Origin of the sequence: Asaccharospora irregularis DSM 2635, from assembly GCF_900129815.1 — a bacterium.
GTDB classification, from domain to species: Bacteria; Bacillota; Clostridia; order Peptostreptococcales; family Peptostreptococcaceae; genus Asaccharospora; species Asaccharospora irregularis.
The window spans coordinates 169,310-182,552 of record NZ_FQWX01000002.1; the positions used below are offsets into that span (position 1 = coordinate 169,310).

The window sequence follows — 13,243 nt, forward strand, 5'->3', positions numbered from 1 at the left end:
CCAGACCCAACAACAGAAGTAGACCCACATGCAGACCACGAAGCAGGTGAAGAACCAACAACAACACCAGACCCAACGACAGAAGAACCAACTAAAGAATGTAGTTCAGAAGAAGAACATCAAGAAGGTGAACATGCTACAGAAGGTCAATCGCATGAAGAACATCAAGCAGGGGAACATACTGAACAACCAAGTAAAGTTGATGTGCTAGTTGATGAATTAAGTAAAGAGATTGGGTTATCAATAGAAAAATCAGAAGATAATTCAGCAGTTAATATAGTTGTATCAGAAGAAATAGGTGTTGGAATAGCTAATGAAGCCTTAGAAAAAGAAAATACAACAATGGAAGTAAAAGATGGAGTATTAGAAATAAAAATTGAAAATACAATTATAAAAGCATCTAAAGAACTAACAATTATTGAGAAAAACGCAAGCGAAAGATACGAGATTATGAGTGATGGTATGATAAGTAAATATACATTAAAAGCTCCAGTTGCATTAGAATCAGCAAGCGTATTAAGTTTTTCTGTAGCTGCTGAATCAGTAACAGAACCTCAATGGGATTTGGTATATACAATAAATACTAACGAAAATACTATACAGTATGCAAATGGTGAAGTGAAAAGTTTCCAACCTACTGCGAATATGAAATTATTAGTTGATGCAAATGGAAATATACAAGAGCCAGTATTAGACATAATAGAAGACACTGATGGAACTCCAACAGATCCAGTAGATAACGAACCAGGAGATACTGATGGAACTCCAACAGATCCAGTAGATAATGAGCCAGGAGACACTGATGGAACTCCAACAAATCCAGTAGATAATGAGCCAGGAGACACTGATGGAACTCCGACAGATCCTGTAAATAATGAAGTAGAAGATAATACTTCAGAATTACCTAAAACTGGTGCAAATATGTTAGGTAGTATTTCAACTATGGTAATTGGTGCTGCTAGTATATTAACTGGAGGATTAGCATTCAATAGAAAAAAGAAAAAATAACTTGTTGTGTTAGTAAAACTTTAAACATAACAATACTAGAATAAACATAAAATCCTAATATTATATTACATCTAGAAAAGATAATATTAGGATTTTATGTATTTAGAACACTAAAGACTTACATAAAATTTATTATAAATTCATGAGTAAAATTTTACTGTGGTATAATAATTAACTAATATAATATATTAATTATTTAAAATGGAGGATACAAAATGAAAAGGAAAAATATATTTATCAGCGCTATATTAGCTTTAACTTTAGCTATAGGTGTTACAGGATGCTCACCAAAGTCTAGTGAAGAAGCTGCAAAATCTGAAACTAAAAACTCACTAGAAACAATAAAAAGTGAAGGGAAAATCCGTGTTGGTACTGAAGGAACTTATGCTCCTTTTACTTTCTATGATGACAAAGGTACTTTAACTGGTTTTGACGTAGAAATAGCTAGAGAAGTAGCAAAAAGACTTGGTGTAGAAGCAGAATTCATTGAAACAAAATGGGATGGTATGTTTGCTGGATTAGATGCAAAAAGATTTGATATGGTAGCAAATCAGGTTTCAATAAATGATGAACGTAAAGAAAAGTATGATTTTTCATCTCCATATATAACATCTAGAGCAGTACTTATAGTAAATGAAGATAATAATGATATAAAAACGTTTGAAGATTTAAAGGGTAAAAAGGCAGCTCAATCATTAACAAGTGATATAGGTAAAATAGCAAGTGATAATGGTGCTGAAATTGTCCAAATTGATGGATTTAATCAAGCTATTGATTTATTAGTTTCAAAAAGAGTAGATGCTACAGTTAATGATAGTTTATCTTTCTTAGATTTAAAAAAGCAAAAGCCAGAGACACCAATAAAATCAGTTGCTAACTATGATAATGCTACACAAAGTGCATTACTATTTAATAAAGGAAACGATGAATTAGTAGAAGAAGTAAACAAGATACTTGCAGACATGGTAGCAGATGGAACGTATTTAAAAATATCAGAAAAATGGTTTGGTACTGACGTATCAAAATAATATGGTGATAAGATGAATTTTGACGATAGAGCATTAAGAATAATAGACATTTTAGCAAACTCATTTTTACCATTAGTAGAGGCGGGACTGAAATTTACAGTCCCTCTTACTCTTATATCCTTTACTCTTGGATTAATTTTAGCATTAGCTACAGCTTTGGCAAGAATATCAAATTTTAAACCATTAGTCTTATTAGCTAGATTTTATGTTTGGATAATAAGAGGAACTCCACTGCTTGTTCAGTTATTTATCATTTTTTATGGACTTCCAGCATCGGGTATAACGTTGGATGCCTTAACAGCAGCTATAATAGGATTTACTTTAAATGTAGGAGCATACAATTCTGAGGTAATAAGAGCTGCTATTCTATCTATACCAAAAGGTCAGTGGGAAGCTGCTTATTCCGTAGGTATGACAAATAATCAAGCATTAAGAAGAGTAATTCTTCCACAGGCTGCTAGAGTTTCCGTACCGCCATTGTTTAACTCTTTTATTAGTCTTATAAAAGATACATCACTTGCTGCTACAATAACTGTTACTGAGATGTTCCAAATAGCTCAAAGAATTACAGCAGCAACTTATGAACCTTTATGGATGTATATTGAAGTAGCATTTGTATATCTTATGTTCTGTAGTGTATTATCAGCGGTTCAGAATAAGATGGAAAAAAGACTTGAAAGATATGTGACAAAGTAATGCAGGAGGAAGTTTTATGATAGATATAAAAGGTTTACGCAAGAGCTTTGGAAGTAATGAAATTTTAAAAGGCATAGATTTACAAGTTAATAAAGGGGAGACAGCAGTTATTATTGGACCATCAGGGTCAGGAAAAACAACTCTTCTAAGATGTATAAATTTATTAGAAACTCCAAATGGAGGTTCAATAACTATAGGAAAAAGTGAGCTAGCATTTAGAGAAGACAAAAAGGTGTCTAATAGTGAAACATTAACTCTTAGACAAAGAACTGGAATGGTATTTCAAGGATTTTACCTTTTCCCTCATATGACAGTTATAAAAAATATAATGGAGGGACAGGTAACAGTATTAAAGCGTTCAAAAAAAGAAGCCAGTGAAAAAGGTCTTATGCTTTTAGATAAAGTTGGGCTATTAGATAAGAAAGACCAGTATCCCCATGAGCTCTCAGGGGGTCAACAACAAAGGGTAGCTATTGCCCGTGCTATGGCTATGGATCCTGAGGTTTTGTTATTTGACGAACCAACTTCTGCACTAGATCCAGAGTTAGAAGCTGAGGTTCTAAAGGTAATGAAGGATCTTTCTAAAGAAGGAATGACAATGGTAGTAGTAACTCACAAAATGAGTTTTGCAAGAGATGCAGCTCATAAAATTATATTTATGGATAATGGATTAATTGTTGAGGTAGGCACACCTAATCAGATATTTGAAAACACGAGGAATGAACGTTTAAAGCAGTTCTTAAGTATGATTGATGACTAGAATTTAATAACAAAAAAGGAGTTGTAAACTCTATAAAACATGAGAAAAATAATATCAATATTACTTATAGTAGTTGGTTTGATAATGTTTATAAACCCTATATATAATTTAGTATCTAAAAAATTAGAGCAAAATACAGCTTTAGTAAAAGCACAATCCCTTGTAAATGAAGATAAAATAAACAGAGAAAAAGCAAAAGATTTCAAAGCAGAATCCGGGCAAGCTTTTGGGGTATTATATATACCTAAATTTAAAAAAGAAATTCCTATAATAGAAGGGGTCACTGCTAATGATTTAGATAAGGGTATTGGCCATATAAATTATTCTAAATATCCATTACAAAGTGATCAAATATATTTAGCAATTCATAGAGAAAAAATATTTAGAGAAATACAAGATTTAAAACCTGGAGATGAATTATATGTTGAAATGCCTTATGGTAAAGTGAAGTATATAATTTCCCATACAAAAATTGTTAAGCCAGAGGATACACAGGTTATTAAATCAACGTACCCTCAAGAAGAATTAGTTATACAAACATGTTATCCTTTTAATTATATTGGAAATGCTCCTGAAAGATATTTAGTATATGCATATCCTAGCATAAAATAATAATTTATAAATAATAAAGGTTAAGCTATTTATTAAATAGCTTAACCTTTATTATTTATAAGAACTTTTATAAAGATTTTAGTATATTATCTAGTTTTATTAAAATAATTTATTAATTTTTTATTCATCATAAGTTCTCCATAATATTTCCATATAATGAAGTTAAGAAAGATGAAATTATATAAGGAGGTTTTATTATGTGCTGTGAAGGTTTTGGATGAACAAGTTTATAGCAACTTTTAATATATAAATTTAAATTATCATAGTTATTGTTTGTGTTCAAATAAAATTATGATGGATTTTGAAGAGATATAAAAAATTTTAAAAATCTATAATGGGGGTAAATGATAATGGATAGATCTGTGAAAATTACGTCAGGATTTATTGTATTAGTAGTAATACTAGGAACCTATATAGTTGGATCATATCACAGATTGATATACGAAAAAGCAGAGATAAATGCACAATGGGTTGTAGTTGAAAGTAAGTTAGAAAGAAAATATGACTTAATTTCAAATTTAGTTGAAACTGTAAAAGGGTCAATGAAGCAAGAACAAGAGGCATTTGAAAAAATTACAGATGCTAAATCTAAAATGGTAGAAACAACGAACATTAAAGAAAAAATTGATGCTACAAATAAGTTAGACAAATCAATTGGAAGAATACTTGAAGTAATAGAAAATTATCCAGAATTAAAATCTAATGAAACTGTAATTAGATTAATATATGAACTAACAGAAGCCGAAAATAATATTTCTGCAGAAAGAGATATATATAATGACTTTGTGAAGGAGTACAATAAATCAATACAAACTATTCCTAAAAGTATTATAATTAAAGTTTTAGATTTCGAGAAAGCGATTTATTTTGAAACTGAATCTAAAGCAAATTTCTAGATTATTTAAAACTACTAGACTTACAGGAAGGCTAATAATAGAAAACAGCTAGTACTGAAAAATTTGGGCTATGAACTGAGTATGAAAAGAAAAACGCAATAAACATTTAATTAAATAAGATTAATAGTATATTTACAAAGGAACTGTATATTAAGAACGCTGATATAAAACTTATAGGAGGAATTCTTATAATATGTTTATTGGTATTAGGAGTTTTAGATCTTATACCTAAAGAAACTAATAAATGGTATGTTGTGATAAAAGTAGAAAGAGAGATTGTAAAAAAAATTGAAATAAGCAGTAGAACGCAAGAAACATATAAGTTTAATTTTAGTAATAATGTAGTTGAAGTTGAAGTTAAAGATGGAGCTGTAAGAATGAAAGAGATGAATAAAATCATTTGTCCAGACAGCATTTGTTCTGAAGCTGGATGGATAAAAGAATATTATGAAGCTGATGTTTGTATGCCAAATAAAATTATCGTAAGTTTTGAAAGAATATCATAGGAGGTAGATTGGTGTGAGTAAATCTATAAAAATAGTAATGGGGTTAATTATATTTGTAGTTATATTAGGAACCTATATATTTGGGTCATATAATAAACTTGTATCACAAGAAGAAGAAGTGAATGCACAATGGGCTATAGTTGAAAGTAAGCTACAAAGAAGATATGATTTAATCCCAAATTTAGTTGAAACTGTAAAAGGGTCAATGAAGCAAGAACAAGAGGTGTTTGGGCAAATTGCAGATGCTAGATCTAAAATGGCAGGAACAAACAGCGTTGAAGAAAAAGTTGCTGCTGCTAATGCATTAGAAGGATCAATTGGAAAATTACTTGTAGTAATGGAAAATTACCCAGAATTAAAATCAAATGAAAATGTAACTAAATTAATGGATGAACTATCAGGAAGTGAAAATCGTATATCTGTGGAAAGAGATAGATATAATGGTTCAGTAATGGAGTATAACAAATCAATAAAAACTTTTCCTAAAAATATTATAGCTAAAATATTCAATTTTGAATCTATGAAGTATTTTGAGTCAAATAAAGAAGCTCAAAATGCTCCTAAAGTAAATTTATAGGTTTCTATAAAAAAAGTGGGGATTAAGTTGAAAAAATATAAAATTTTAATTGTTACTTTAATTGCTTTTTTATTGAGTAGTTTTTTTACCTTTGCTAAAGACGGTATAATAGAGCCTACTAGAGCATTTTACACTGCAGACTACACAGAAATTTTATCATCTCAGCTTGAAGAGTTTATTATTAGTACTAACCTAAACTATGAAAAAACAGAAGAAAAACCTCAAGTAGTTGTAGCAACAGTAGAAAATCTAAATGGCTTAGATATTAGAGAATATACAGTAAAATTATTTGAAAAATGGAAGATAGGAAATGCAAAATATGATAATGGTGTTTTAGTTTTAATTTCTCTAGAAGAAAGAAAAATACGTATAGAAGTAGGGTATGGTTTAGAAGGGGCCCTTCCTGATGGAAAGGTAGGAAATATACTAGATAGCGCAAATAAATACTTAACTCAAGATGAATTTGACGATGCAGTAGGTAGTATATTTGTTGGATTAACTCAAGAAATTAATAAAGAGTATGATTATGATGATGAGAAAATATACTCTAATAATGCTATATCTAGCGAATATATAGCAAAGGATAAATATGATGTTCCTTTGGCATATAAAGCAATAGCAATATCATTACTACTATTACTTTTGTGGTTAGATCATAGATTTGCCCAAGGATTTTTTGCAGGGATAATATTAAATATGCTGTTTAGGGGAATTTTCAATTCAGGACATGGAGGAAGTTCTGGAATGGGAGGAAGTTCTGGTGGTGGCGGATCTGAAAGAGATTTTTAGTTTTTTATATATTACATCTTTGAAGAATCTGATAAAATAATCATTCAGAATATAGTTAGGGTAAATATTTAATTATAATAATGTAAATATTTAATTATAATAATATAGATTTAACTAAACCCTTTAAGATATTGAACTTACCCTAGTTTAATGGACATCAAAAACAAAACCCTATCGTAGAATATCTTTAGTTTACTTAAGCTGACACCTTTTTTCATATGGTGTCAGCTTTGTTTTTAATTGAATACGTTCATAATTATAGAAATAGACATAGTCATCGATAAGTTGTCGAGCTTCTCAAAACTTTTGGGCTTAGATCTGTAAATACATTCAGCTTTTAAGATACCAAAGAAATTTTCTGCGTAAGCATTGTCATAACAATTACCACGCCTTGACATAGATGGAGTTGCAGCTCTGTAGTGATTTTTTCTTTTTCTTTAGCATCTTTAATAGTACTAAGAACAAGATTTACTGTTTGTTCTGTACCTGTTTTGTATGCAATTATACTATTGTCAATATAAATCTTTAATTATAGAAAGATAAAGCACACCTTGCTTTGTATGTATATACGAAATATCCGTAACCCATTTGTGGTTTGGTTCACTAGCAGTGAACTCACGATTTAGAAGGTTTTTGTATTTATGAAGATGTTGCCCCATTTGCTTATATTTCTTGCGGCGACGAATTTGTGAAAGCAAATTATACTTATTCATAATTCTAAGTATTGTTTTTGGATTTAGTATTATACCATACTGGCGCTTTAGACATATGTGTACTCTACGGTATCCATAAGTTCTTTTTGATTTATCTTGACATTCTTTAACTAATTCTATTAAATATGTATCTTTATTTGGCTTGTTCATTCTTTTAACAAAACTATAATATCCACTACGAGATACCTCGAAAAACTTACACATTACAGATATTGAATATTTATTCTTATTTTGATAGATTGCTAAATATTTTACAGATGGCCTCACTTCCTTCCAACGATTTGAAGAAAAGAACGTAATAGTTAAACTGTAACCTATGTCAAGGACAATAAAAAAAGAAAGATATAGCTAGGAAGCTAAAAGATGATTCTTGTATTGTACAGGAGTCATCTTTTTTAAATTCCACTGATATCTATAATTGTTGTAATAAGTTATATAATTTTTAACTTTAGCTTTTATATCTTCAATAGATTTGCATGATGAAGTATCTACTTCATCTTTAAAATGTCCAAAGAACGACTCTTGAGGCGCATTATCCCAACAATTACCTCTCCTAGACATTGATTGACCTAATCCCTTTTTCTTAAGTAACTTCTGAAATATAGGGCTTGTATAGTGAACACCTTGATCTGAATGTATAAATGCATCTTTTGTTAAATTAGATTTATGCTTCCTTATTAAATTATTTATTGTATTTAAGACTATGTCAATATTTAAACTTCCAGAGACATAATATGAAAGTATTTCGTTCGTAGAACCGTCCTTTATCTTAGATAGATAAGCTCTTTTCCCTTTTGAATATGTTAAATAAGTTATATCTGTTAATAAAACTTTACCTGGAACACCCTGTTTGAACTCTCTGTTTAGCCTGTTAGGTACAGTTGAATGCTCCTTTGTAGCCTTAGCTATTTTTTTATATGGATTTGATTTTCGAAAAGGGCAGATAATACTATATTTTTTCATGATTCTTCGAATTTTCTTTAAGCTATAGATAGTATCAAACTCGTTTTCTAGAGTCAGCTTAATAGACCTAGAACCTTTTTTAAAACCTCTTCTATTAAATACTTTTAGAATGATTTTTTTAGATTCTAAATCTATTTTTTCACGTTTTTCACGTACTTTATATGTGTTCAAATAGTTGTAATATCCAGAGCGAGAAACATTAGCTACGTTACATAAATATGAAACCATATTTTTAAGATTGTGTTTAATAACAATTAATTTTATTAACTCAAAAATTTGAGATGGTAATAATTTTATTCTTTTGATATCAACCCCATTTCCATCATATCTAACTTTTTTAAAAATTCATTTTCCGCTTCTAAAAATTTTATTCTTGCTTCCAATTTACTTAATTTATCTTGATCAGAAAGCTTGCGCTTACTAGGTAATGCTGAATTTTGTTTTCTTGCATCTTTTAATCCTGATATTCCGTTGTTTTTATATGATTTTTTCCAGCGGTCAGCTGCCTGCTCGATTCTACTCATTCCCATTACCTCTACATCAAACCCATTTTCCTCAAAAATGATTCTTGGAAGTTTTCCCTTTAAGATTTCAGATATGAATAACTTTTTAAATTCACCACTATATGTAATAGATTTAGATGATACTCTAAGTACATTTTTATTTTTAGATAGCTTATGTATTTGTTGCTCTGTAAATAGCACTTTACTCATATTAAATCCCTCAATTCTGTTTTTTAAAATTATACAACAAAAAACCTATAGACTCACTCTTTTTTCAGTGTACAGTCTATAGGTTACAGTTTAAGTTCTACTTCCATTTTTAGTTTCTTAATTTCATTATCTTTATTTTGATCTGATGATATCTCATTTTTTCTCGGTCTACCCTTTGGCTTAGCGATTATGCCTGCGGCAGCATACCTCTCTTTTCTTCGATTGCGTTTCAAAAGTTCTTTTATCACAAATTTATCTTTTAAACCAAAATGCTCTGCTATTTCTCTTTGAGTTGTTCCCATTGATACCATTTCTTTAACTTCATGTATGATAAAATGCCCAAACTGTTTTGTTCCTTTTTTCATTGACATAACAATACCCCCAATCATAGTCTTATTATCCTACGATTAGGGGTATTTTTGCAATGTCCGTTTTTATCGGTTCAGTTCAAATTCTCCTCTTTTAATTCATAGCATTTAAAGAATGTGTCTTATATTTATTTAGTGTTTTCTTTTATTTCTAAACCTTTTTTTATCGCTTCTTGTACAATAGGGCTACAGCATTTTCCTAAAGGATTGTAAATTTCACATTTACCATTTTTCATTGCTCCTGTTAACCTTATTATATCCTTCATGTTTTTTGCATCTTTATTAATAACAGCATCGAAAACCTGCTCTTCTGCTACTTTATTGCAGTAGCAAACGTATTTGGGGTTAGCATCATCTTTGAACCAAATAGGTTCTTTTACTTCATTTTCATTAAATTTAACATCATATTCCTGATTAAAATATACAATATTGCAAGTCTCATTTATGCATAGGAAATAATCAGTATCTCCGACTTTTTGTTTTATTTCATTAAATACCATATGATTTACTGTAATGTTTTTTACAAGTTTACCTTCTTGGTTGCATACTGGGCATAAGCTGTTTTTTTCTACCATACTAGTAGGTTCTGTCTTGTTATCTCAACAAGATTTATTTAGAATCTTCTCTTCCATTATAGTTCTTCTCCTCTTTTAATATCTCACAGGTACATATATTGCTTGTATTACCTTCTGCTATGGATTGTCCTAATTTAATAAGTGTTATTATTCTTTCGTCTGAAATGGAGTAGTAAATATTCTTTCCTTCTTTTGATGACTTTACAAAATTACACCATTTTAAGCATTTTAATTGCATTGATATAAGACTTTGAGAGCAATCAGTATCTTCTGCTAATTCACCTACACTTTTTTCTCCATCAATTAGCGAAAGAATAATTTTATATCTTGTAGGGTTTGATAATCCATGAAAAAACTTTGTATATACTTCAATTTGTTCATCGTTAATTTGCATATTTTACCTCCTGTAAAAAATTGGATACAAAATTAGTCCAACTGAAATTATTGTTAATATCCATACAATTATTTTAGTATTTTTCGAAGTTTTACTGTTTCTTACAATAAAGTAATGAGCCAATCCAAGCATAGTTATTGTTGATATTATAAAAAGATTTTTATACGGTGAAATTGCTGATACAAAAGCAAAGCCTAATCCACTCAGGCCGAGGGATGTAAATAATAATATTCCCATTCAACAGATAGATGCTAAAAAAGATGTTACAGTCGATGCAACACAAAGTAATTTTTCTTTCATAATTTCCTCCTTATGTAATGTAAACATATAAACATATATTGATATGTTTATAATATCATAATGTAGTTACAAAAAAAAGAGCATCTAATAGTGAATTTTCTATTTTCTATAGGATTAATATGTCACAATTTTATACAACTATGCAATAACACCTAGTTAAACTATATATTAAATATATCATTATATGTAACTCTATTAAATGCATTTATACATTTATAAATTTCAACATTGATTTAAAACATAGCCAAAAAATAAAAAAATATATATAGATTATTCTTCATAAAAATTACATAATTGCTATATATACTATGAATAAAGTAAGATTTAGTAATATGAAGCTTAAAAACTATAAACAAATAATAACTTTATGTTATGTAAAGATAAATTGTTAGGAGGATACAGAATGATAAAAGGTAATACGAAGAATATGGAATATCTAATAAATTTATTAAAATCAGAGGTAAAGCCAGCTTTAGGGTGCACAGAGCCTGTAGCAGTGGCACTTGCTTGTGCTAAGGCTAGAGAGTTATTACAAGAAGAGATAGTTGGTTGTAATGTATTAGTTAGCCCTAACGTATATAAAAATGGTATGTGCGTCGTGTACCAGGAACGGATAAGTTAGGACTAAATATAGCAGCATTAATGGGACTTATAGGTGGCAATTCTGGGTATGGATTGAGAGTTCTGGAAGTTTTAGATGAGGAACAAGTTAAATTAGCGGAATATTATATGGATAAAAATATATTAAAAATATCTCCAGTAGATACTGAAAAAAAAGTTTATATAGAGGTAATTTTAAAGGGACATACTAATATAGTCAAAGTTATAATAAGAGAAAAGCATGATAAATTTGTATATATATCTAAAAATAATGAAGTTTTATTAAATGAAGAAGCTGTTATTCAAGAGGCCTGTTTAACTACCGAAGAAGAAAACTTATTAGAAAAAATGAGTATAAAAGAGTTAATTCAAGAAGTAGAAAATATTGAATCAGAAGATATAAAATTTTTAATAGATGGTATAGCTATGAATAAGAAAATAGCAGATTATGCACTAGAAAAGAAAATAGGTATAGGTGTAGGCTATGGAATAAAACAATCTATAGAAGATGGATTATTGGGAGATGACCTTATAAACAGTGCTATGATGTTAACTGCAGCAGCAGATGCTAGAATGTCTGGAATTAAAATGCCTGTTATGAGTTCTAATGGAAGTGGAAATCATGGAATAACTGCAATATTGCCAATAGTAGCATATAATAACAAGTTCCCTCAAAGTGAAGAAAAATTGGCTAAAGCATTAGCTATAAGCCACTTAATTACTGCTTATATAAAAAATTATACAGGTAGATTATCTGCAGTTTGCGGTTGTGGTGTTGCAGCTTCAACAGGAGCATCTGCAGCTATAACTTGGTTAATGGGAGGAAGTTATAAGCAAATTGAAGGTTCAATAGAGAATATGATAGCCAACTTAAGTGGAATGATATGCGACGGGGCTAAATCAGGATGTGCATTAAAACTAGCATCATCAGCATCAGCAGCTGTACAAAGTTCTATAATAGCTAAATATAATTGTATAGTTCCTCCTCTTAATGGTATAGTTGGAAACAATGTAGAAGAAAGTATAAGAAATCTAGGAAAAGTAAGTTCTCAAGGTATGATTATAACTGATGAAACTATAATAAATATAATGGATGATATGAATAAAGTAATATAGATTAAAAATTTTAGTGGATATGCAAAACATACTTCTAAAGAATGAACATGAAAATGTAGAAAAATGGATATGTATTTATAAATAGGCAATCTAATTAAATTTTTTAATCTAGTTTTGATTGCCTATTTTTATTTTATATAAAATTATTAAAAGTTATTGACTTTTGTTAATTATTTAATTATAATAAGTGTAAAATAATACCGAGTAAATCGATATGAATTATATAGATTAAAAACAAATATATAAAAACACTATGATCAGGAAGAGTAAGTTATATGAATCATAACAGAGAGGAACTCATCGGTGAGAGAGTTCTATGTAGGATTGTAGCCCAAGTGCCCCTATGAGTGTTAGGCTGAAATTTAGTAGGCTGTTACGGGTTCTCCCGTTATAGAGACTAGACATTAATGTGTCTAAAGTGAGATGAGCAGTAATGCTTAATCAGAGTGGAACCGCGGAAATAACCTTCTGCCTCTGGATTTTTCTGGAGGTGGGAGGTTTTTTGTTTTTGTACTGAAAGATGAGATAGATAGTAGAATGTCTGATTTTGTCAATAAATTATATGTTAAAAAAATATTTTTTTTATTCCTCTACATAAGTTCTTCACAATGTAGGTATATAACTAAACT

The 13,243-nt window shown here is 29.5% G+C and carries 15 protein-coding genes, 2 pseudogenes and 1 other annotated feature; of the genes and pseudogenes, 10 read left to right on the forward strand and 7 right to left on the reverse strand.

What is annotated here, in order from left to right; genetic code table 11:
• The 9 genes from BUB34_RS01840 to BUB34_RS01880 form a co-directional block, all read left to right on the forward strand.
• On the forward strand, positions 1-1,008 hold a 1,008-nt coding region (locus BUB34_RS01840; protein ID WP_242948797.1), incomplete at its 5' end, for a hypothetical protein.
• Positions 1,009-1,223: 215 nt separating this feature from the next.
• The gene (locus tag BUB34_RS01845) at positions 1,224-2,036 is read left to right on the forward strand and encodes an amino acid ABC transporter substrate-binding protein (RefSeq protein WP_073123664.1); all 813 of its coding nucleotides are present in this window, start codon (positions 1,224-1,226) and stop codon (positions 2,034-2,036) included.
• Between the two features lie 12 nt (positions 2,037-2,048).
• Complete coding sequence (locus tag BUB34_RS01850) at positions 2,049-2,732, forward strand: amino acid ABC transporter permease (protein WP_073123666.1); 684 nt, start codon at positions 2,049-2,051, stop codon at positions 2,730-2,732.
• A gap of 16 nt (positions 2,733-2,748) precedes the next feature.
• Positions 2,749-3,492: an amino acid ABC transporter ATP-binding protein gene (locus BUB34_RS01855; RefSeq protein WP_073123668.1), complete on the forward strand. Its 744-nt coding sequence runs from the start codon at positions 2,749-2,751 to the stop codon at positions 3,490-3,492.
• A gap of 39 nt (positions 3,493-3,531) precedes the next feature.
• On the forward strand, positions 3,532-4,104 hold the full coding sequence (locus BUB34_RS01860; protein ID WP_073123670.1) for a class D sortase: 573 nt from the start codon (positions 3,532-3,534) through the stop codon (positions 4,102-4,104).
• A 350-nt stretch (positions 4,105-4,454) separates the two neighbouring features.
• Positions 4,455-5,000, forward strand: coding sequence for a LemA family protein (locus BUB34_RS01865; protein WP_073123672.1), 546 nt, complete (start codon positions 4,455-4,457; stop codon positions 4,998-5,000).
• Positions 5,001-5,191: 191 nt separating this feature from the next.
• Entirely contained in the window at positions 5,192-5,506 is a 315-nt protein-coding gene (locus BUB34_RS01870) for a NusG domain II-containing protein (RefSeq protein ID WP_278276659.1), read from the forward strand.
• A 13-nt stretch (positions 5,507-5,519) separates the two neighbouring features.
• Complete coding sequence (locus tag BUB34_RS01875) at positions 5,520-6,083, forward strand: LemA family protein (RefSeq protein WP_143153286.1); 564 nt, start codon at positions 5,520-5,522, stop codon at positions 6,081-6,083.
• Positions 6,084-6,110: 27 nt separating this feature from the next.
• The gene (locus BUB34_RS01880) at positions 6,111-6,872 is read left to right on the forward strand and encodes a TPM domain-containing protein (RefSeq protein WP_159430044.1); all 762 of its coding nucleotides are present in this window, start codon (positions 6,111-6,113) and stop codon (positions 6,870-6,872) included.
• A 192-nt stretch (positions 6,873-7,064) separates the two neighbouring features.
• Here BUB34_RS01880 and BUB34_RS13985 read toward each other — a convergent pair whose 3' ends face one another.
• From BUB34_RS13985 to BUB34_RS01910, 7 genes and pseudogenes are all read right to left on the reverse strand, one after another.
• Entirely contained in the window at positions 7,065-7,154 is a 90-nt protein-coding gene (locus tag BUB34_RS13985; protein WP_143153294.1) for an IS3 family transposase, read from the reverse strand.
• A gap of 17 nt (positions 7,155-7,171) precedes the next feature.
• Positions 7,172-7,270 (reverse strand): annotated as a pseudogene (locus BUB34_RS13990) (hypothetical protein); the annotation flags it as partial.
• 114 nt (positions 7,271-7,384) lie between these two features.
• Entirely contained in the window at positions 7,385-7,852 is a 468-nt protein-coding gene (locus BUB34_RS13035) for an IS3 family transposase (protein ID WP_143153288.1), read from the reverse strand.
• An 81-nt stretch (positions 7,853-7,933) separates the two neighbouring features.
• Positions 7,934-9,261 (reverse strand): IS3 family transposase gene (locus BUB34_RS12905; RefSeq protein ID WP_200787826.1). Its coding sequence is split into 2 segments (ribosomal slippage): positions 7,934-8,892 and positions 8,892-9,261, totalling 1,329 coding nucleotides; the frame shifts between segments, so codons are not numbered across the junction.
• 83 nt (positions 9,262-9,344) lie between these two features.
• Entirely contained in the window at positions 9,345-9,632 is a 288-nt protein-coding gene (locus BUB34_RS01900) for a LexA family transcriptional regulator (protein ID WP_073123680.1), read from the reverse strand.
• Between the two features lie 125 nt (positions 9,633-9,757).
• Positions 9,758-10,261 (reverse strand): Csac_0668 family 2Fe-2S cluster-binding (seleno)protein, encoded by a 504-nt coding sequence (locus BUB34_RS01905; protein WP_349632931.1) that lies wholly within the window; start codon positions 10,259-10,261, stop codon positions 9,758-9,760.
• Complete coding sequence (locus BUB34_RS01910) at positions 10,239-10,598, reverse strand: ArsR/SmtB family transcription factor (protein ID WP_073123684.1); 360 nt, start codon at positions 10,596-10,598, stop codon at positions 10,239-10,241. Before BUB34_RS01910 ends, BUB34_RS01905 begins: the two co-directional genes overlap by 23 nt.
• 727 nt (positions 10,599-11,325) lie before the next feature.
• Here BUB34_RS01910 and BUB34_RS01915 point away from each other — a divergent pair.
• Positions 11,326-12,614: pseudogene (locus BUB34_RS01915) on the forward strand (L-cysteine desulfidase family protein).
• A gap of 244 nt (positions 12,615-12,858) precedes the next feature.
• Positions 12,859-13,093 (forward strand) — a binding site (T-box leader).
• Positions 13,094-13,243 lie beyond the last annotated feature (150 nt).